Source organism: Poritiphilus flavus (assembly GCF_009901585.1).
Classification (GTDB): Bacteria; Bacteroidota; Bacteroidia; order Flavobacteriales; family Flavobacteriaceae; genus Poritiphilus; species Poritiphilus flavus.
Map to the genome: position 1 here is coordinate 45,615 of NZ_WXYO01000003.1, position 20,988 is coordinate 66,602.

Annotated in this window: 22 protein-coding genes; 10 read left to right on the top strand and 12 right to left on the bottom strand. The window is 44.2% G+C overall.

The annotated features are described in order from the left end of the window. The first annotated feature begins 34 nt into the window (after positions 1-34). Positions 35-400 carry a hypothetical protein gene (locus tag GTQ38_RS07185; RefSeq protein ID WP_161434826.1) on the top strand — a complete coding sequence of 122 codons (366 nt, stop codon included), beginning with the start codon at positions 35-37 and terminating at the stop codon, positions 398-400. Here the strand turns inward: GTQ38_RS07185 and GTQ38_RS07190 are convergent. After that, entirely contained in the window at positions 397-522 is a 126-nt protein-coding gene (locus tag GTQ38_RS07190; protein ID WP_161434827.1) for a 30S ribosomal protein THX, read from the bottom strand. The genes GTQ38_RS07185 and GTQ38_RS07190 overlap by 4 nt on opposite strands. Before the next feature lie 123 nt (positions 523-645). Here GTQ38_RS07190 and GTQ38_RS07195 point away from each other — a divergent pair, with 123 nt between their 5' ends. Next, positions 646-1,314: a uracil-DNA glycosylase family protein gene (locus GTQ38_RS07195; RefSeq protein WP_161434828.1), complete on the top strand. Its 669-nt coding sequence runs from the start codon at positions 646-648 to the stop codon at positions 1,312-1,314. Positions 1,315-1,533: 219 nt separating this feature from the next. Beyond that, a complete protein-coding gene (locus GTQ38_RS07200; protein ID WP_161434829.1) occupies positions 1,534-4,080 on the top strand; it encodes a phosphoenolpyruvate carboxylase in 2,547 nt (848 codons plus the stop codon). A gap of 7 nt (positions 4,081-4,087) precedes the next feature. Here GTQ38_RS07200 and GTQ38_RS07205 read toward each other — a convergent pair whose 3' ends face one another. The 11 genes from GTQ38_RS07205 to GTQ38_RS07255 form a co-directional block, all read right to left on the bottom strand. After that, positions 4,088-5,287 (bottom strand): glucuronyl esterase domain-containing protein, encoded by a 1,200-nt coding sequence (locus GTQ38_RS07205; RefSeq protein WP_317169050.1) that lies wholly within the window; start codon positions 5,285-5,287, stop codon positions 4,088-4,090. Between the two features lie 73 nt (positions 5,288-5,360). Further along, complete coding sequence (locus GTQ38_RS07210) at positions 5,361-6,860, bottom strand: M20/M25/M40 family metallo-hydrolase (RefSeq protein WP_161434830.1); 1,500 nt, start codon at positions 6,858-6,860, stop codon at positions 5,361-5,363. A 300-nt stretch (positions 6,861-7,160) separates the two neighbouring features. Next, positions 7,161-7,922 (bottom strand): tryptophan synthase subunit alpha, encoded by a 762-nt coding sequence (trpA, locus tag GTQ38_RS07215; RefSeq protein WP_161434831.1) that lies wholly within the window; start codon positions 7,920-7,922, stop codon positions 7,161-7,163. A 1-nt stretch (position 7,923) separates the two neighbouring features. Next, on the bottom strand, positions 7,924-9,105 hold the full coding sequence (trpB, locus tag GTQ38_RS07220; RefSeq protein ID WP_161434832.1) for a tryptophan synthase subunit beta: 1,182 nt from the start codon (positions 9,103-9,105) through the stop codon (positions 7,924-7,926). Positions 9,106-9,243: 138 nt separating this feature from the next. Continuing rightward, positions 9,244-9,885: a phosphoribosylanthranilate isomerase gene (locus GTQ38_RS07225; RefSeq protein ID WP_161434833.1), complete on the bottom strand. Its 642-nt coding sequence runs from the start codon at positions 9,883-9,885 to the stop codon at positions 9,244-9,246. Then, positions 9,882-10,670: an indole-3-glycerol phosphate synthase TrpC gene (gene trpC / locus GTQ38_RS07230; protein ID WP_161434834.1), complete on the bottom strand. Its 789-nt coding sequence runs from the start codon at positions 10,668-10,670 to the stop codon at positions 9,882-9,884. The genes GTQ38_RS07225 and trpC overlap by 4 nt, the downstream gene beginning before the upstream one ends. Then, positions 10,667-11,662, bottom strand: coding sequence for an anthranilate phosphoribosyltransferase (gene trpD / locus GTQ38_RS07235; RefSeq protein ID WP_161434835.1), 996 nt, complete (start codon positions 11,660-11,662; stop codon positions 10,667-10,669). Before trpD ends, trpC begins: the two co-directional genes overlap by 4 nt. Positions 11,663-11,683: 21 nt before the next feature. Then, the gene (locus GTQ38_RS07240) at positions 11,684-12,247 is read right to left on the bottom strand and encodes an anthranilate synthase component II (RefSeq protein ID WP_161434836.1); all 564 of its coding nucleotides are present in this window, start codon (positions 12,245-12,247) and stop codon (positions 11,684-11,686) included. Positions 12,248-12,249: 2 nt separating this feature from the next. Beyond that, entirely contained in the window at positions 12,250-13,650 is a 1,401-nt protein-coding gene (locus tag GTQ38_RS07245; protein WP_161434837.1) for an anthranilate synthase component I family protein, read from the bottom strand. A gap of 243 nt (positions 13,651-13,893) precedes the next feature. After that, complete coding sequence (locus GTQ38_RS07250; protein WP_161434838.1) at positions 13,894-14,472, bottom strand: YceI family protein; 579 nt, start codon at positions 14,470-14,472, stop codon at positions 13,894-13,896. Between the two features lie 37 nt (positions 14,473-14,509). Continuing rightward, a complete protein-coding gene (locus GTQ38_RS07255; protein WP_161434839.1) occupies positions 14,510-14,956 on the bottom strand; it encodes a MarR family winged helix-turn-helix transcriptional regulator in 447 nt (148 codons plus the stop codon). A 131-nt stretch (positions 14,957-15,087) separates the two neighbouring features. On the opposite strand from GTQ38_RS07255, the gene GTQ38_RS07260 reads away from it, so the two are divergent. The 7 genes from GTQ38_RS07260 to GTQ38_RS07290 all read left to right on the top strand — a co-directional run bounded on the left by GTQ38_RS07260 (position 15,088) and on the right by GTQ38_RS07290 (position 20,987). Further along, positions 15,088-15,630: a TlpA family protein disulfide reductase gene (locus tag GTQ38_RS07260; RefSeq protein WP_161434840.1), complete on the top strand. Its 543-nt coding sequence runs from the start codon at positions 15,088-15,090 to the stop codon at positions 15,628-15,630. A gap of 7 nt (positions 15,631-15,637) precedes the next feature. Continuing rightward, positions 15,638-16,255 carry a thioredoxin family protein gene (locus GTQ38_RS07265; protein ID WP_161434841.1) on the top strand — a complete coding sequence of 206 codons (618 nt, stop codon included), beginning with the start codon at positions 15,638-15,640 and terminating at the stop codon, positions 16,253-16,255. A 68-nt stretch (positions 16,256-16,323) separates the two neighbouring features. Beyond that, positions 16,324-16,638: a rhodanese-like domain-containing protein gene (locus GTQ38_RS07270; RefSeq protein WP_161434842.1), complete on the top strand. Its 315-nt coding sequence runs from the start codon at positions 16,324-16,326 to the stop codon at positions 16,636-16,638. A gap of 106 nt (positions 16,639-16,744) precedes the next feature. Then, on the top strand, positions 16,745-18,022 hold the full coding sequence (locus tag GTQ38_RS07275) for a DUF2851 family protein (protein ID WP_161434843.1): 1,278 nt from the start codon (positions 16,745-16,747) through the stop codon (positions 18,020-18,022). 12 nt (positions 18,023-18,034) lie between these two features. Further along, a complete protein-coding gene (locus tag GTQ38_RS07280; protein WP_161434844.1) occupies positions 18,035-18,262 on the top strand; it encodes a PspC domain-containing protein in 228 nt (75 codons plus the stop codon). Between the two features lie 2 nt (positions 18,263-18,264). Beyond that, positions 18,265-19,272 carry a potassium channel family protein gene (locus GTQ38_RS07285; RefSeq protein WP_161434845.1) on the top strand — a complete coding sequence of 336 codons (1,008 nt, stop codon included), beginning with the start codon at positions 18,265-18,267 and terminating at the stop codon, positions 19,270-19,272. Between the two features lie 101 nt (positions 19,273-19,373). Continuing rightward, positions 19,374-20,987: an alanine/glycine:cation symporter family protein gene (locus GTQ38_RS07290; RefSeq protein WP_161434846.1), complete on the top strand. Its 1,614-nt coding sequence runs from the start codon at positions 19,374-19,376 to the stop codon at positions 20,985-20,987. Position 20,988 lies beyond the last annotated feature (1 nt).

Consider the following 20,988-nt stretch of genomic DNA (forward strand, 5'->3'; position numbering starts at 1 on the left):
TTTATAGCTAAAGTATCTTTTATAAAAGTTGGCTATGAAACGGTTTTGTATTGTATTGGTTGCCCTTTTTACTGCTACAATTTCCTGTACTGACAGGGATGACGATGTGACTACCATTAATATCCGTATCAAGAACGACAGCAATCTTCTCTTTGAAGAAGTCACCGTTGGGGATAGCGAGGAAGTCCATATGAATGTAGCATCAGGTGATTATTCCGAATACTTTGAATACGAAACGGCCTATCAGTATGCATTTATCCGCATTATCGCCGGAGGGCAGACCTTCACCTTACAGCCTATAGATTTTGTTGGTGAAGAAGTCCTTCCTGTTGGATTTTACACCTACGAGCTCAATATTTCAACCGATGATGAGGTGCTTCTGAACTTTGTAGTTGACTAAGCCTTTTTCTTTGTTTTTGATTTAGTTACGACCGGCTTTGCCTTCGCCTTCCTGGGCCTTCTTACCCCATAAGATTTGTTGGAAATCTTACCTCTTCTGGTCTTGATATCTCCTTTTCCCATAAGTTTTATTCTGTTTAGTTCATTTTAAAGCTAAGCAATTCGGGATTAAAATTCAAAATACCCTTAAGTCTGACCATTAGTATTATCTTTAGGTCTTATCTATTGAATCAACCCCTGCATAAAGTGTTTCTTCATACTCACCCCTACGAACCTTATCTCTTTGAAGAGGCTACAAAACTGATCGTGGGGACACTTCCTCCACCGAGATTTACCATTCGGGCATTTAAGCCAGGTGACGTGGATTTTTGCTATGGGAGCCGGGATGGTCAGTTGTGGCGAATTCTGGATCGGATCTTTGATTTGAAACTCCTTTTTGAGACTACGGACGAAGCCGTACTTCAACGGAAGACTTTTCTTAGAAAACAACAGATCGGGATATGCGATATTGTGGCATCGGCGGAACGAGAAAAGATAGATGCCTCGGATCTTGGTATGAAAAACATTGTATTACGGGACCTCGTAAGCTATCTGCGGGAGTACACCGCCGTGGATACACTATTGTTTACAGGAGGGAATAGTAAAAATGGCCCGGAGTATTTTTTTAGACGACACTTAAGGGACCACGGCCTGAAACTGGAGTTACTGTCCAACGATATCCCGCGAATCCATCAATTCACTCTGACATCCGGTACCGGGAACAGCAGATTGATCAAAACCGTTTCACTCACGGCACCCTCCGGTTCCGCAAACCGGGCTGTGGGTAGCATGGCGACCTATCAGGAGCGAAAAACTAAAGATCCGTCCTACAACACTTTTGATTTCCGTGTGGATCAGTACAAACAGTTTTTCTAAAGAAAAGCGAAGGTCACGGAGGTCTAAATTCCTGTTATGGTGTTCTCACTAAAACGTAAAATAATTGGAAAGTTTGTTGATTTTTAAACCTTCTTTTTAATATTTTGTTATTCCCTCTGGAAATCGTGAATCCATAAGCGATTATTCACGATCTTTAGCCGCGAAATTCGGCTTAAGCCGGTTCTAAAGGGCCAAAGGTCTAATGATATATTCCAAGCTATGAATCAATCCGAAAGGTTAAAGGAGTTTAAGAGATCCGTAAGTAATAAATTCAATATTTATAACAGCTTGTTTTTGAGCCTGCCCTACACTAATATGGAGAATGTAGGCATGTTGGTACCTCTGCTGTTACAGCAGTGCGAGAAAGGTTTGCAATCCGGGAAGAACCCTACTGAGATACTGGACGCGTTTTTTCAGAACTACGCGGAAATGGAAACAGAAAAGGAACGTATTGATTTTATGTTCCGCATCATCCAGTATGTGGAAAGGCAGGTGGTACTTTTTGACAGTGTGGAGGATGCCGCCTTTCCTAAATTGCACAAGCATACAGCCTCTATGTCTATCCGCGATTATTTTCAACTGGCAGACAAAAGCAAACAGTGGGACAAGGTTTCCAAAAAGCTATCTGATTTCAGTGCCCGAATTGTACTGACGGCTCACCCTACCCAATTCTATACTCCTGCAGTGCTGGATATTATGTCGGATATGCGATCCCTGATCCTGGAAGATAAAATAGACGAGATAGACCGTACATTGCAGCAACTGGGTCTTACTTCTTTGATCAATGCTAAAAAACCTACTCCCTTAGACGAGGCCAAGAACATCATCCATATGCTAAGGTACGTCTATTACGATGCTGTAGGTGATTTATATGCCCAAATCAAAAGTAACGTAAAAGCGGGTGGATTTGAGAATCACAATATTATAAAACTCGGTTTCTGGCCGGGGGGAGATAGGGACGGAAACCCCTTTGTGACCGCATCCATTACTATGGCAGTTGCCGATGAGTTACGGACCACGCTGATGAAATGTTACTACAACAACCTCAAGGTATTACAAAAGAAACTGACCTTCCGTGAACTTCAGGAACCATTGCAGGACCTTCGGGACAAGCTTTATGTAAGCATGTTCAATCCGGAAAAGGTCATAGGTTACGAAGATCTGTTGGGACATCTCTATACGCTACGGACCTTATTGATTGACAGATACCACAGTTTATATCTTAAAGAACTGGATCACTTTATAGATAAGGTAAGGCTATTCAGGACACACTTTGCGGTACTTGATATACGCCAGGACCATAGGGCACACAAAAAGACCATTGAACAGGTATTGATGAAAGAAGGTGTGATCAAGAATTCTGTGGACGAGCTGGAAAAAGAAGCGTTGATCGACCTGTTAATCAATAAGCGATTCAAGGTGGACCCTTCAGATTTTGAAGACGAGATCGTTCAGGATACCCTTAGGAATATTTCCCAGTTAAAACGTATACAGGAAAAGAACGGCAAGCAGGGATGCGAGAGGTACATCATAAGTAATTCGGAAGATATTTTTGCAGTACTCTTTGTTTATGGACTATTCCGTTGGTGTGGTTGGGAAGATGAAAAGATCTCCTTTGATATCATACCCTTATTTGAAACCATGATCGGGATGGACAATTCCGAAGAGGTAATGCGTGAACTATTTAAATTACCGGCTTACCGCAAACATTTGGAATTGCGGAACAACCATCACACCATTATGCTTGGTTTCTCTGACGGCACCAAAGACGGTGGTTTTGTAAAGGCGAACTGGTCAATATTAAAAACCAAGGAGCGGCTTTCCAAAGTTTGTAAAAAGAACGGTATTAAGGTAGTCTTTTTTGACGGTAGGGGAGGACCTCCTGCCAGGGGAGGAGGTAAAACGCATCGGTTCTACGCAGCCCAAACCAAGGATGTAGCCAATAACGAAATACAACTTACCATTCAGGGGCAGACCATTACCAGCACTTACGGTACCAAGGAGCAATTTATGCACAATAGCGAGCAGCTGTTAACCGCTGGATTGTCTAATAATCTGTTTGGCAAGGAAAATGTGATCTCAGAATCGTCCAGACAGTTGCTGGAAGAACTTTCAGAATTGAGCTTTGAAAAGTACAATTCGCTCAAGAACCACGAAATGTTCATTCCATACCTGGAAAACAGGAGTACATTGAAATTCTACCAAAAAGCAAATATCGGCAGCAGGCCTGGCAAGAGAGGTAATAAGAAAAAGCTGGAACTCTCGGACTTACGCGCAATCTCATTTGTAGGGTCCTGGAGCCAGCTGAAACAGAATGTTCCCGGTTATTTTGGTATCGGGACTTCGCTAAAAAAGTTGAAGGAACAAGGTCGGTTTGAAGAACTCAAAACGCTTTATGAGGAGGTACCCTTTTTTAAGGCCTTGATGCTCAATAGTATGATGTCCCTTACCAAGTGTTACTTTGAGCTGACTTCCTATATGAAGGATGATAAGGATTACCGGGATTTCTGGAATATCCTGTACAGCGAGTATAAACTCTCCAAAGAAATGTTACTGGAACTGTCCGGATCAAATATACTGATGGAGAACGAAGCTGTTTCACGGGAGTCCATAAAGATCCGGGAAAGTATTGTATTACCGCTTCTTGTCATACAGCAATACGCCCTGCAAAAAATTGGGAGTGGCGCTGAACACAAGGACTTGTACGAGAAGATTGTTACCAGGTCCCTGTATGGAAATATTAACGCCAGTAGGAACTCCGCTTAGGGAAAGACTATTTCAGCCTGGCATCCGCAAAATTGAGGAATTGTTCCCAGTCATAAGCTGTCAGGTCATGTACACCTGAGCGTATATGGTACCCTATATAGCCGTCAATATGCGGTTTGTTCACTTCTGGCATTTCCTGAAGTTGCAGGCCTTTTAATCCGTAAAGCCTATAAACCGCTGAAGCATTTTTCGCTGCCAGGAATTCACCTTTAGGGTCTGCCCATAGGTCTTCTGCAGCGCTTGCCACATATACCGGTCGCGGTGCCATAAGTGCAAGGAGTTGATGCTGGTCTACAGGGAGCTGATCTTCATTGTGGTTGTATTTTTTAAAATTTTCGCAAAACCAGTGTGGGAATCGGTCGTTGATAGCGGCGACCGTCTCTCCAAAGCGCCTTTTGGATAACGCTGCTCCTCCGCAACCGGAATTGTTTGAAATGACCAAGGCAAACCTTTTGTCATTGGCCCCGGCAAACAAGGCCGCTTTTCCAAGGCGGGAATGACCAAGGACACATACCTTATTTTTATCTATCAGAGGGTTTGTCTCAAAGTAATCCATGACCCTGGACAGGCCCCAGGCCCATGTCGCTATAGAACCCCAATCGTCCTTTTCCCTGGTTTTGTTCTTACTAAACAGGCTGTGAACCCCATTCTCAAATCCGTCATCAAAATCCGGATCGATATCTCCGTAATACATAGTAGCCAGGCCATATCCTCTCTCCAATATTTGCTGAACTGCCCAACGGGAAGACTTCTTACCTCTGGAATTCGGGCTGGGGCGGTTCTCCCGCACTCCCATTTCAGGACTATTTGCCACCCATGATTCAGGGAGGCTAATAGATTCATCCGGATGAATGGTATGATTGCCATTGAAATTATATCCCAGGAAAACCGGCACGGGTGAAGATCTATCAGGTAGGATCAGTAATAGAACCGCCTGAATGCGATTGCCGTCTTTTTCTATGGAAAATCGAATTTCGCGAATACTTCCAAAGTCCTTGAGCGTTTTGGCATGCAGAAGGTTTTCTTCATAGGTAACGGCAACCTCCTGGTTTGGGATTTGGCCGTATACCTCTGTCTCAAAAGTTTGAAGCGTCTGCGACCTCAGTAATTTTTCCCATTCGGCAGCGGACTCCACCCGTTTTCCATCGGATTTCATAAGAAGGTCCGGCAGAGTATAAGACGGTACTTTGTTTTCTTCTTGTATCACCTCCTGATTGTATAATTGCCATGGAAAGGCTGTTGCGCTAAATGCGCATATAAGCAACAGTCGCCTCCATATTTTAGGGTTTGAATTCACTGCTGAGTATGGTATAAAATGCCTTTATCCCGTATGCGATCTGACCGATCTTCAGGTTTTCATTGGGACTGTGTTGATTGTTATCCGGGTTCACCATTGGAACAACGAAGGCAGGGATCTTAAGCTCATTTACAAAGGTAGCAATAGGAACTGTACCGCCCATGGTTCGTATTTGTACCACATCATCATTAAATGCCGTTTTGAGAATGTTGACCAGGAATTTGCCGTAAGGGTTGTTGAGATCTGTTCGGAAGGCGTCGGTCACACTTCCTTCCTGCACTTTAATGATCTTGTCCTTAGTCTGCCTCTCCTGGGCGGTAGGGTCCTCAGAGGTGATATAAAATCCCTGTTCACGAATATGGTCCTTAACCAGTTTTTTAAGTCGTGTTCCGTCGGTTTCCGGTACCAGTCGAAGATCTATTTCGGCAGTAGCGCTTTCCGGTACAATGGTACGTGCCTGCTTTCCCACCCAACCTGATGCCAACCCGCGAATATTCAAAGAGGGGTATTGCAGGGACTCCTGGTATGTAGCTCCAACTTTTTCAGGGGTTTTAATCGCCAATGTGGTATTGATAGCTGCTGCATCATCAGGAACTGAATTCAATATCTGTGTGGTGCCTTCATCCAGCTTTATCCCATCGTAATATCCCTTTATGGTCACCCTGCCATCAGCATCCTTCATCGTGGCCAGAAGTTGTGCAAGCTGAAAGCCCGGATTAGGGGCATAGTTGCCGTAATGACCACTGTGTTGAGGTTTTTGAGGCCCATAAGTAGTAAGGGATAGGGTGGTGATACCCCTGCATCCGTAAACTACCGTGGGTTTCTCTGAGGGATGCACCGGGCCGTCTGAAATGACCAGGAAATCTGCTTCCAAAAGCTCCCGGTATTCTCTTACCGCAGCGGGAAGTGGTTTGCTGCTTTTTTCTTCTTCCCCATCCAATATCACTTTGATGTTAAATGGCATATTCGTTTCGGTAGTCCGCAACAAGTCAATAGCGTTTAGGAACATCACAATAGGCCCTTTATCATCGGAAGTAGAACGCCCGAACAGGCGCCAGTCATAATTGATGTCCTCTTCAATCTCGTCAAAAGAAACCGTTTTCCAGGTTGACTGGTCTGGGGCTTTCAGGACAACTTCATAGGGATTGGGCTGATCCCATTTGGAAGGATCAACTGATTGCCCGTCAAAGTGCATATAAAAAAGTACTGTCGGTTTTTCGTCCTGCATAGGTAAAGCCGCGAAAAAAAGCGGTTCACCAGTGGTGGGGAGTACTGAGGAATTAAATCCTCGTTCATTGAATTTTTTAGTTAGCCAGCTCAGATTCCGGTTAATATCGGCATGATCCAGGGCGTCGTTAGGAATGGATACAAAGTCGCGTAATTCGTCAATGGTATGCCGGACTTTGGATTTTAAAAGTGCCGGGTCTTGTGCATAGCCCAGCGTTGTAAAGATCAGGAAAAGTAATAGCAAGCGGCTTTTCATTCTCATAGAATTAAAAGAAAGTTTGAAAGTAAAAAAATATTATGAGATCTGCAGTTAGAATTGATAGTTGATCGTTAATGGATGATAGTTGATAGTTGATGGATGATGGTTGACAGGTGTGTGCAAGGTTATACTTATTGTTCTTTTGAAGTTCAAGTTTAAGCTTAAGTTTAAGTCCAAAGCCAGGGTTTTAAGTTGGAATTGTTAAGTTTTGGAATGTCGGATTGATGGCTGGCTGGACGGTTGGACGATTGGATCGTGAACTGTTCACTGCTTACTGATTACTGTTCACTGTTAACCCTACCGAATAGATCGCACAAAATCCGGGATAGCTTCCACACCTTCAGATTCCAGGTGTTTGATAAAAGCTGATCCGATAATTGCCCCCTTTGCAGATGAGGTGGCCTGGCTAAAAGTCTCTTTGTTGCTTATTCCAAAGCCCACAATTTGGGGATTGGAAAGTTTCATTCCCGCTATTCTTTGAAAGTAGTCTTTCTGAACCTGGCCAAAGCCTTTTTTGGCTCCGGTAGTACTGGCAGAGCTAACCATGTAAATAAATCCTTCTGAAGCCGCGTCTATCTGCCGGATCCTGGCTTCCGAAGTTTGGGGAGTGATCAAGAAGACGTTGATCAGACCATATTTTTTAAAGAGTTGTTCGTAATCCCTTTGGTATTCTGCCAGTGGTAGGTCCGGAAGAATTAAGCCGTCAATCCCAATCTCCTGGCACTGCTTACAGAAGTCCTCCACTCCAAACTGTAATATAGGATTGAAGTAACCCATGATCAGTAAGGGTATGGAAACCGTTTTACGAATGTCCTTCAATTGCTGGAACAGTAATTTGGAGTGCATACCGTTATCGAGCGCTGCAGTACTGCTTTTTTGTATCGTCGGACCATCTGCTAGCGGGTCGCTAAATGGAAGGCCGATTTCTATCATATCAATCCCACTTGCCTGTAGCGATTCAATGATGGTAACGGTATCATTTAAGTTAGGATGCCCTGCGGTGAAGTAGATCGATAAGAGTTTTTTGTCTTCGCGAAGTTTGCTTTGAATTCTGTTCATATTAAAGCTTAAAATAGTCAATATAGGTTTGAAGATCCTTGTCACCTCTTCCGGATAGGTTGATAACGACCAGATCTTCGGGTTTAAAATTTCTATGGTTAAAGATTGCAAAGGCATGAGAGGTCTCAATGGCGGGAATGATCCCTTCCAGTTCAGCAACCATTCGGCCTGCCTGCATGGCCTCATCATCCGTGATCGAAATAAATTCCCCCCTACCGGATTCATACAGATGGGCGTGCATAGGACCTACTCCTGGATAATCCAGGCCGGCTGAAATAGAGTAAGGTTCAGTTATTTGGCCATCCTCGGTTTGCATGAGAAGTGTCTTGCTACCGTGAATGATCCCGATTTTCCCCAGGGCTGAGGTGGCTGCACTTTCTCCTGAGTGCACACCTTTTCCCGCGGCTTCCACAGCGATTATACCAACCTCTTCCTCATCCAGATAATGGTAATAGGCTCCGGCGGCATTGCTTCCACCTCCTACACATGCCACTACATAATCCGGATTCTCCCGGCCTTCCTTTTCAAGCAATTGTGATTTGATCTCTTTGGATACAACTGATTGAAATCTGGCCACCATATCCGGATAGGGGTGTGGGCCCACCACTGAACCGATGATATAATGGGTATTTACCGGGTTGTTGATCCAGTCGCGAATGGCTTCATTTGTCGCGTCTTTTAAGGTGCGGCTTCCCGAGAGCGCAGGTCGTACCTCGGCCCCCAGCATCTTCATACGCGCTACATTCGGTGCCTGTCTGGCAATATCGATCTCACCCATATACACAATGCATTCTATACCCATAAGGGCACAAACCGTAGCTGTGGCCACGCCGTGTTGCCCGGCGCCGGTTTCAGCGATGATGCGATCTTTTCCGAGTCTTTTGGCCATCAGGATCTGCCCAATGGTATTGTTCACCTTATGAGCTCCGGTATGGCAAAGATCTTCCCGCTTCAGGTAGATCCGGGTATTGTATTTTTTGGACAACCGCTCTGCAAAGTACAAGGGAGTTGGCCTGCCAACGTAATCTTTTAGCAGCGCATGGAACTCTTTTTCAAAACTTGGGTCCTCCATGATGTTGAGGTAATTGAGTCTAAGCTCCTCGGTGTTAGGATAGAGCATTTCCGGAATAAAAGCTCCGCCGAAATTGCCGTAGTATCCGTTTTCATCCGCTTGATATTTCATAGTTTAACTTCTTTTTTTAAGTTCAAGATCAAGTCTAATTATTTGAGTTTTTCGCTTTGCGCTATACGCTTTTTTCTTCCAAAACGCGATGAGGGACTGTTCACTGCTTACTGTTTACTGATTACTGTTTACTGCAATTCAATATTCCCCATCCAGAAAATCCCTGAACCGTCTTAGTTCTTCAATAATTTTATGTCCTGGTTCGCTTTCAAACCTGCTGTTTACATCGATCACCTCGCACAATTCTGAAACCATTGTCCCCATAAAGGCCTTAATCTCTTCCACACTCTCATTTCCTATACCCCCGCTTAAAAAAAAAGGTTTTGAAGAGGGGTAATCCTTTAGGATGCTCCAATCAAAAGCGTAGCCATTTCCTCCGGGCAAAGGCCCCTTCGTATCGAACAGATAATAATCGCAAACGGACTCATAGGGCTTTAGCCTATCAAAATTGAAAGTGTCCTTGATAGTAAAAACTTTAATTATCCCGATTTCCCTACCCGTCGTTTTCTTCATTTGAGCAAAAAGCTCGCTGCAGTAGTCCGGACTTTCGGTTCCGTGTAATTGTACCAGTTCGAGATCGTATTTGATGATTTTATCTGTGATATTACTGAAATCGGCATCTACAAAAACTCCAACTTTTTTTATTTTCTTTGGGAGTACAGCTAATTCACCATCGAAATAACGTGCTGAAGGCTCCCAAAAAATGAATCCCAGATAGTCGGGTTCCAAAGTGGCCACCTCTTCAATATTGACTTTATTACCGCAGACTTTGAGCTTCATGAATTCAATGCTTTGATAAATTCCGAGGCCTTTTTACCCGGGTTTTCCGTCTTCATAAAATGTTCTCCAACCAGAAACCCTTTGTATCCATAGGATCTGAGATCCTGAATGGCGTCAACATTGCTAATTCCGCTTTCGGAAACTTTAACAAAATCGTCCGGTATCTGTTCAGAAAGTGACCTGCTCGTGTCCAGGCTGACCTCAAAAGTTTTCAGGTCCCTGTTATTTACCCCTAGCATATCCAGGCTGGGCATCAAAGACTTTTGAAGCTCCGCTTCATTATGTACTTCGAGCAGCACATCAAGGCCAAGATCTTTGGCGGTTTCAGAAAGGGATTTGATCTCGGATCTGCTTAGTATGGCCGCGATCAGCAGTATCACATCGGCTCCATAGGCCTTAGCTTCCAGGATCTGAAAAGGGTCTATGATAAATTCCTTTCTAAGAATGGGCAGTTGCACGCTTGCTCTTACCGATAAAACATCCTCCAGAGAACCACCAAAATATTTTAGGTCTGTCAGTACGGACATCCCCGCTACTCCGGCATTTTGATAACCCAGAGCCACTTCCTGGACACTAAGGGATTGATTGATCACCGACCTGGACGGTGATCTCCTTTTATGTTCCGCTATAATACCTGAACTACCAACTTGTTTTAGCTTCTCTGCCAGGGAGTTTGTCTTCCTTTCAAACAGTGGAAAACGCTCGAGTAGTGAAACCGGAGTAAGTTCCTTTTTCAGATCTACCTCCTTGCGTTTATCCCTTACTATCCGCTCTAGAATATTCATGCTGCACTCAATGCTTGTAGTTTTCTTAAGGCTTCTAAACCTTTCCCAGCTTCCAGGGACTCCTGAGCCTTTTCAAAGCCGGCTTTAGGGCTTAGACCTAATGCAGTTGCAATGGCTATCCCCGCATTGGCACAGACTACATTGTTTTGCGCCTCAGTTCCTTTACCCTGGAGAATATTCAGAAAGATCTGTGCGGATTCTTCAATACTATCTCCACCGGCAATTTCGGCAGGACTGATCGACGATACCCCAAAATCATCCGGTTCTAATATGGCTTCAGTGGAATTGGTAATGGTTTTGGTTTTACCGGTCAGTGAAATCTCATCGTAACCATCCAGGGCGTGCAAGACCGTAAATCTTTTGTCTGTATTTTGATAGAGGTATCCGTACATACGGGCCAGTTCCAGGTTGAAGACTCCTACCATTTGATTTTTGGGAAAGGCGGGGTTTACCATAGGCCCCAGCATATTGAAAAAGGTCTTTACACCCAGTTCCCTTCTGATGGGCGCTACATTTTTCATGGCAGGATGGAAGAGGGGGGCGTGCAATACACAGATACCCGCTTCGTCAATAGAGCGCTTCAGGAAATCCGCATCATTGCTAAAACGGATACCGAGGAATTCCATTACATTGCTACTTCCACACTTGGAGGAAACTCCGTAATTTCCGTGCTTGGTTACTTTTATCCCTGCTCCTGCCGTAACAAAGGAAGCCAGGGTAGAAATATTAAAGGTGTCCTTGCCATCCCCACCGGTGCCGCACAGGTCTATTGGATCGTATTCTGAAAGGTCCACGGCGAGGCAAAGCTCCAGCAATGCATCCCGAAAACCTTCCAGTTCCTCTATGGAAATACTGCGCATCATATATACCGTTAAAAAAGCGGCAATTTGTCCGGGGTTGTATTCGCCACCGGCGATGTTCACCAAAATCCGCCTAGCATCTTCCTTTGACAGGATTTCGTGGTTGATCAACTTGTTTAGCGTTTCTTTCATCTTCTGTTTAGATTTCGGGGCTTAGAGCTGAAGCCAGTTTTCCAGTATTTTTTTGCCTTCCGGGGTAAGGACGGATTCAGGGTGAAATTGAACTCCGCGTACATTGAGCGAGCGGTGTCTCAAGGACATGATCTGTCCGTTCTCGTCTAGGGAGGTCACTTCCAGTTCCTCAGGTAACTGAGGGTCCACTACCCAGGAGTGATACCTGCCTACCATAATTTCTTCCGGGAGTCCCTTGAATATCTCATCTTCCACAGTAATACGCACATTGGTCGCGATACCGTGATACACCTCTTCAAGATTGACCAGGGTGCCACCAAATACCTCTCCAATGGCCTGTTGCCCCAGGCAGACCCCTAAAATGCTTTTTGTCGGAGCGTAACGGGCAATGATCTGTTTTAACAAGCCTGCCTCATCCGGTATTCCCGGTCCGGGAGAAAGCACAATCTTGTGGAATTCCTCCACTTCGTCCAGGGACAGCTGATCGTTCCGTTTAACGGTTACCGTACAATCCAGATCCTCAAGGTAGTGCACCAGGTTGTATGTGAAGCTGTCGTAATTGTCTATGACCAGTACTTTCATCATGCTTATAAGTTCTCTGCGATTTCCAGCGCTTTGGTCAAAGCGCCAAGTTTGTTATAGGTTTCCTGCAATTCCGTAGCCGGATCCGAAGCCGCCACCAGACCGGCTCCGGCCTGATAATGCAAACGGTGGTTCTTGCTTAAAAAAGTCCGGATCATAATGGCGTGATTGAAATCCCCGTCAAAAGCCATGAAGCCAATAGCACCTCCGTAATAGTCGCGGTTTGTCTTTTCATATCTTTCAATGAGTTGCATCGCCATGTGCTTAGGAGCTCCACTCAGGGTACCGGCAGGGAAAGTGTCAGCGACTACTTTCATAGTTGGGATATCGGCTTTTTTCTGCCCCGTAACCTTAGAAACCAGGTGTATCACATGCGAAAAGTACTGTACTTCGCGATAGTTCTCAACACTCACCATATTGCCGTTCCTACTGAGGTCATTCCTGGCCAGATCTACCAGCATTACGTGTTCGCTGTTTTCCTTATCGTCTTCGGTGAGTTTTTTTGCCAGTAAGGCATCTTCCTCGTCGTTACCCGTACGCTTGAAGGTGCCAGCTATAGGATGGATTTCAGCCTTTCCATTTTTTACTACCAATTGTGCTTCCGGAGAGCTTCCAAAGATCTTGAAATCCCCGAAATCAAAATAAAAGAGATAGGGAGAGGGGTTAACAGATCGCAACGCGCGATAAACGTTGAATTCATCTCCTTTAAATCCCTGGGAAAACCTTCTTGACAGTACCAACTGAAAGACATCTCCCCGCTGGCAGTGTTTTTTTGCCAGCCTGACATGTTCCATGTATTCCTCATCTTCCAGGTTGGAAGATGCAGCGCCATCTTTTGAAAAATTATAGGAAGCAAAGGTACGCACATTGAGGATTTGCTCCAGTTCCTCAATATTGGATTCAGAATTATAGCAATGGGCAAAGATATATGCCTCATTCTTAAAGTGGTTTATCGCTATAATGTTTTGATAGACGGCATAGTAGATATCCGGTATCTGCAGGTTACCATTTTTTTTGGACAGGGAAATATCTTCGAAATATCGCACAGCATCATAAGCCATATAGCCGAAGAGTCCATTGTTGATAAATTTGAAGCCATTTTGCTCTACCTTAAAGTTGCCTGCAAACCGGTGGATTATTTCAGGGACATTCAGGCTTTCATCAATAGCCTGCTCATCTGAACTGCCATCCGGAAAACTTCGGTAAACGGTTTCATTCTCAATTTTTATGCTGGCGATAGGGTTGCAACATATATATGAGAAGGTATTGTCATTAGCGCGGTAATCACTACTCTCCAGCAGTATGCTGTTCGGGAAACGGTCCCGGATCTTGAGGTAGACGCTTACCGGGGTAATGGTATCTGCCAGGATCTTATTGTAGGCAGTTGTCAATGGGTATGATTTCATAATCACTTACTGTGTTAAATCAAAAAGGCTTGTCGTGATAGACAAGCCTTTTCGTACGGTTATACTACAATGGTGCTTAGCTCACGATTTATGACGTAAGTTCTTCCACCACCAAGTATGTACCGTTAATACTTTCATTAGGCCAAATATAGAAAGGAATTTTAAATCTGCAAATAAGAGCGGAAAAAAAGTAACCCTGAAGGAATTGGTTCCCTTCAGGGTCTTCATGTGAGGTTAAGTTTGTTAGAATTCCAGGTCTACGACCAGATCGAATTCATCGTAAATGGTTTTATCTCCAAGATTTTCAAAAAAGCTACCGGAGCCGTAGCGTACATTGTACTCTGCACGGTCTACTTTTAAAGTTGCGGTGGCTTTGCTTCCGTATATGGAAACATCAAAAGTTATCGGCTTTGTGATTCCTTTGATAGTAAGATCGCCGGTAACCTCATAAGAGTTTTTGCCACTGGCTGTTACGTTGGTAAATACCAGTTTGGAAGTAGGGTGGGTCTCCACACCAAAGAAATCGTCTGATTTCAAATGCCCTTCCAATTTTCCTTTGTATTCCCCTTCAAGGTCGGTAGAGATCAAAGAGGTCATGTCTACTTCAAATTCCCCTCCGATGAGCTTTCCGGCTTCGAATTCCAGGGAACCTGAGTTAAGGTTTACTGTCCCGGTATGGGAGCCTGTTACTTTGTAAGCTTTCCAGGTAACCGTGCTGCTTTCCGTTTTTACGGTCTTTTTTTCGCCGTCAACAGGATTTCCTGCCTGAAGCGCGGTTCCAAATACAACTGCCAATGCCAGGCTGATTACGTTCTTTTTCATGATTTCTGAATTTTCGGATTATCGATTTAACTATGGATTAAAATTTATCTAATAAGTAATTTAATTGTTCTAATTGTGCCCTGCTAAAGCCTTCAACGATCTGTTGTTCTGTGGTATCCATAACGCGATCCATTTCATCAAGCATCCTTTTTCCACTGTCGGTGATGGTTATTTCCACTTTGCGCCGATTAGTCTCGCAGATCTCCCTTCGTACATAGCCTTTGTGAATCAACTTGTCTACAAGCCTGGTCGTATTGCTCATTTTACTTACCATCCTTTCATTTAAGGTGGAAAGGTTTGCCGGGCATCCTTTCTGGCCTCGGAGAATACGCAATACATTAAATTGTTGACTAGACATTTCATAGGGTTTCAAGGCCGCTGTTATGGCCTCGTTGACTTTGTTGTGTACCAGCATCAGATGGATAAGCGTCCGCTTTTCAAGCGGAATCGGCTTAGTAGTTTTTATAACTTCTTCTACATTCATGTCTTTACAACAATTGTATATACAAATGTAATTGTGATTTTATTATCTGCAATTCTTTAAGCGATAAATTTTTGTTAAATATTTATAAGGCCAATTGAGGCTGCTTAATTTTAAAAGGTAAACCTTTAAGTATGCTAAGACTTTCAGTTCTAACACTCTTACTAATCTTGGTTAGCTGCGGCGAGGCAGAGAAAAAAAAGCCGGACACCGCATTGAGTGAACCTGAATTAGGTGCTGAGGCCCAAAAAGATTCCATGCCGTTGGCGGTTTACGATTATCAGGGCCTGGAGCCGTTGTTGAATCGGGATGATGGTAAAACCTATATCATTAATTTTTGGGCAACCTGGTGCGCACCCTGTATTAAAGAGCTGCCTTATTTTGAACAGGTCCGGAAAGAACAGCTTCAAAATGACGTAGAGGTGATCCTGGTAAGCCTGGATATGCCAAGCATGTGGCAATCCCACCTCATTCCCTTCATTGAACGCAAAAAGCTGGAATCCGAGGTGGTGATACTGGACGATCCCAAACAGAACGACTGGATCCCGAAAATTGATATTGACTGGTCCGGAGCAATTCCGGCTACGCTGATCTATAACAATAAGAAGAGGAAGTTTTATGAACAACCTTTTACTTATGAGACCCTTAATGAACAATTGGACACTTTCTTAAATTAAACGTACGATGAAGAATCTCAAAACTTTTGGATTAGTACTCTTTGTAATATTGTTAAGCTCATTCACCTCCGGCACTACCGAGGCCGTAGAAGGATACGATATTGGGGATTATGCCACCGATTTTAAATTAAAGAATGTAGATGGAAAAATGGTCTCCCTCGCGGATTTTGAGGACGCCAAAGGCTTCCTGGTTATTTTTACCTGCAATACCTGCCCTTATGCCGTTGCCTATGAAGACCGTATAATTGCCCTTGATAAAAAATATAAGGAACAGGGCGTACCTGTAATTGCCATTAATCCCAACAATCCGGCCGCAAAACCAAAGGATGATTTTGCACATATGCAGCGCAGGGCCAGGGAAAAGGGATTTACTTTTCCCTATCTGTTAGACGAGGGCCAGAAAATATATCCGAAATACGGCGCAACAAGAACCCCGCATGTCTTTCTGCTGGAAAAGACAGGGAAGGGAAACAAGGTTCGTTATATAGGCACCATAGACGACAATTACGCCAGGGCTGAGGCCGTAGAGACAAAGTATGTAGAGGATGCCATTGATGCTATGTTAGCCGGCGAATCCATTCCGCTGGAAAAGACCCGGGCGATAGGCTGCTCTATAAAAGTCTAGGATTATTGGTCAGGAAATCCGAAGTTTGTCCCTTCGGATTTTTTATTTTTTTATCTAAAATATTGGAAATGGCAGATCTAACCCAGGAAGAATGGACAGAACAACTCAATGAGGATAGCAACGCGGTGATCCTCGATGTGCGCACACCCGAAGAAGTGGAAGAGGGTTACATCCCAGGAGCGGTTCATATTGACTTTTACCTTGGTCAGGAATTCCTGGATGAAGTTGGGAAATTGGATAAGAGCAAAAATTTCTATGTGTACTGCAGATCCGGGAACCGAAGCGCACAGGCTTGCGCCCTTATGAATAGTATCGGCTTCGAGAACGCCTATAATCTTATGGGTGGAATAACCGAGTGGGAAGGGGAGATCACAGAGGATTAATCCACAACCTAAAGGAGCTTGCACTTCTTTAGGTACTTCTTAAATATTACTGCAATACAATTTCAGTCTGCAAAATTACCTTCACAGGCCTAAGCATGGCCATAAAGTGAAGGAAGATTTCTTGCAATATATATGGGAGCATAAAAAACTTCCTCAGGCACCCTTGCTAACCACAGAGGGGAAGACCGTGATCATTAAAGATTACGGCAAACTGAACCTGCTTTCAGGCCCCGATTTCCTGTATGCCAGGATAGAGATCAACGGCCAATTGTGGGTTGGCAATGTAGAACTCCATATCAGATCCTCATATTGGTACGCCCATCACCACGAAACTGATCCTGCCTATGACAATGTCATACTTCATGTGGTTTGGGAAGACGATATAGCCGTACATCGCCGGGATAGTACGCCTATACCCGCCCTGGAGCTCAAAGGCCTCATAAAAGGGGATCTGTTGGAGCGCTACCAAAAACTATTCTCAGACTTTTCTATAAAGTTTATCAACTGCGAAAAGGAAATCGCGACCACGAATGATTTTCTATTGCGACATTGGATGGAGCGACTCTACTTTGAACGTCTTGAGCAGCGTACCAAAATAATTTTTGATCTTTTGGAAAAACTGAAATTCGATTGGGAAACCGTATGCTTTATTATGTTGGCAAAAGGCTTTGGCCAGGCGATCAATTCAAAATCATTTTTTCAAATGGCACAGGCCCTGGATTACTCGGTAGCAAGGAAGTTGCAGGGAGATGCTACACAATTGGAAAGTGTTTTCTTTGGGATGACGGGTATGTTAGAAGAGGAGTTACCGGATATATATCACACTAAGCTCAGGGAACAATATGCTTACCACAAAAGGAAATTTGGGCTCAACGCCCTATCCGTCCCGAGGGCGGAATTTTTTAAACTTAGACCGTCTAACTTTCCAACTATCCGCCTGTCGCAACTGGCCGACCTGTATTCCAGGAACGGAGCTTTGTTCAATGCCCTGATGAAAGCGGATACTTATGAGGAGCTGCACCTGCTGTTAAGTTGTAGTGCAAGTAGTTACTGGGAGGAACATTATACCTTCGGCAAGCCATCCAGGAAAGTTGTCAAAAAACTAAGCCCTGCCTTTATAGACCTGCTCATTATAAATGCTGTCCTCCCACTGAAATTCTGCTTTGCAAGGTGTCATAACGCTGAAAATCACGAAGAGATCATTGCCTTGATCAGCAGTATACGAGCTGAGAATAATAACATACAACAGCATTTCAAGAGACTGGGTCTGTCCTTTGAAAATGCCATGGAAAGCCAGGCAATTCTACAGTTATACCACAAATACTGTAAAGAAAACAGATGCCTGAAGTGTGCTGTCGGAGTGAAATTATTAAGTGGAAAATAGTATTTTTAGGCGATGGATTTATTTTACCGAATACTGTATTATTTCCAAAAGAGGGGTTTTGAAGTTTGCCGTCGTATAGCTGAAAGGCTTGGAATACGTGCCAGGGTAGTCCGTACGTCTTTCATTTACCTGACTTTTGTGACATTGGGTTTTGGTTTTGCACTTTATCTGTTTTTGGCCTTCTGGCTTAAAATAAAAGACTTGCTTTATACCAAAAGAACTTCGGTTTTTGATCTCTGAATATGCTAAGACTATTCCGTTCTAAAATCTATTTGGCGATATCACTAATGGTCCTGGTATTGTTGGTTGGTGTGCTGGGTTATCGGTTCCTTTCCAACTACAACTGGCTGGATGCGCTTTACATGACCATAATCACGGTTACTACTGTAGGATTTATGGAGGTAAGGCCTTTGGATGCGCCAGCAAAGGTGTTTACCGTGCTGCTCATTGTTTCAAGTGTATTCATTTTTGCTTACGCGATTTCGGTTGTGACTGAATATATATTAAGCAGGAACTCCCTTCAACTGTTAAAAAAGAAAAGAGTGAAAAAAAGGATCAACAAGCTTTCAGAGCATGTAATCGTCTGTGGCTACGGCCGCAATGGTATGCAGGCTGCTATGCGTCTACGGGCTTATAAAAGGCCGTTTGTAGTGGTGGAAAGAGACAAGGAGATTATTGAAAAGCACGAAAACGAGGTGTTGTTCGTAGAAGGAGATGCTAACGAAGATGCGGTCCTGGATGCCGCCGGGGTATCCCAGGCCAGTTACCTGATCTCTGCACTTCCGGATGATGCGGCCAACCTTTTTGTGGTGCTATCCGCCAGGCAACTAAATAAGGATCTTTTTATTATTAGCAGGGCTTCCCAGGTAACTTCACAGAAGAAGCTGGAATTGGCAGGGGCAAATAAAGTGATCATGCCCGACAAAATTGGGGGAGATCACATGGCTTCTTTGGTGGTCATTCCAGACCTGATCACTTTTATAGACCGCTTGTCCGTGGAAGGCGAACACACGACCAACCTTGAAGAGGTAGCGATAGAAGATTTTGTGGACCAGGTTGAGGGAAATTCGCTGAGAGATCTGGACCTTCGCAAAAAAACGGGTTGTACCATCATCGGATATATTGAACCAGATGGGAAATACATTATTAATCCTGAAGCCGACCTGCAAATTGAACCAAAAAGCAAGGTAATAGTCCTGGGAAGACCGGAACAGATCAAGAAGTTAAACGAGATGTTTCAAATAGGATAGGCAATTAGAGCATGGCGTATTCTGTTCCAGATTTGATTGGGTTAAATATTTTTAGGATATTGCCGCCCGGACAAACTTTGTAAAAACCAAAAACTTAAATTATGAGGTTGAGACTTCTTTCTGCATTAACCCTATTATTCCCTTTATTTTCTATGGCTCAGGAATCCGAGGATCTCGGATTAGACGAACGGATCAACGCCTGGTTTGAGCCCATCACAGCCGTCTGGGAAGGAATAGTTTTCTGGCAGGTTCCAGGTACTGGGGTACCCCTTGTAGTGATCGTATTGGTTCTGGGAGCCACCTTTTTTACTTTGTATTTTGGTTTTGTAAATATTCGGAAATTTCCCCTGGCCATTAATGTTGTACGAGGAAAGTACGATGCCGTAGAGGAACCCGAAGGTCATGGAGTGGAAAAGGCTGAGGTCAATATTGTGGATGGAGACTTGCCGGACACTATCCGGGACGAAAGTCAGGAAGGAGAGGTAAGCCATTTTCAGGCGCTGGCGACAGCCGTTTCCGGGACTGTAGGGCTGGGAAATATAGCCGGGGTTGCCCTTGCCATTGCTATAGGCGGGCCCGGCGCGACCTTCTGGATGATACTGTGCGGACTGTTGAGTATGTCTACCAAGTTTGTGGAATGTACCCTTGGGGTTAAATACCGGGATGTAGATGAGAACGGAACAGTATATGGAGGACCTATGTATTATTTGTCAAGAGGTCTTAAGGAAAGAGGATTCGTAGGTTTAGGCAAAGCCCTGGCAGTTCTCTTCTCCGTACTTTGTGTAGGAGCGTCATTCGGTGGTGGAAACGCGGTACAGTCTAACCAGGCAGCCGAGCAATTGGCGGCAATGATGGGACTGCAAGGCGGATCAACAGGATTCATTATTGGAGTGGTATTGGCCGTCGTGGTGGGAATTGTGATCATTGGAGGGATCAAAAGGATCGCATCGGTGACAGAAAAAATTGTGCCCTTTATGGCTGGGATATATATGATCGCATGTCTGATCGTAATTTTTGGGAACTTCTCCTATATTGACGATGCCTTCGGCCTGATCTTCAAAGGGGCGTTTACCCCTGAAGCTGGTTTAGGCGGACTCTTCGGTGTATTGATCATTGGTTTCCGCAGAGCGGTGTTTTCTAACGAAGCCGGAGCAGGTTCCGCAGCCATCGCCCACTCGGCAGTAAAGACCAAATACCCGGCAAGTGAAGGTATTGTGGCACTACTGGAGCCATTTATAGATACCGTAGTGATCTGTACAATGACAGCCCTAGTGATCATATTTTTCAACAGTGGAGGAGCCTTCGAATACGGAGGAGACGGAGCAGGAAATGTAGTGGTTGACGGTGTTACCTTAGGAGGGGTAAACCTTACTTCTATGGCTTTCGAATCCGTAATACCCTGGTTCCCATACATACTTACACTTGCTGTTGTACTATTTGCAATTTCCACCATGATCTCCTGGTCTTATTACGGCCTGCAATCCTGGAAGTTCCTTTTTGGTAGAGGTAAAACGGCGGATATGTGTTACAAGATCCTGTTTATCGCCTTTATCATAATTGGAGCATCTGCTTCAATGGGAGCAGTATTCGCGTTCTCGGATGCTATGATACTTGCGCTCGTATTTCCCAATATGTTGGGACTAATGTTCCTTTTCCCCAAGGTTAGGGAAGAATTGGGTAATTATTTGGAAGCGATCAAAAAAATCGGAAAATAAA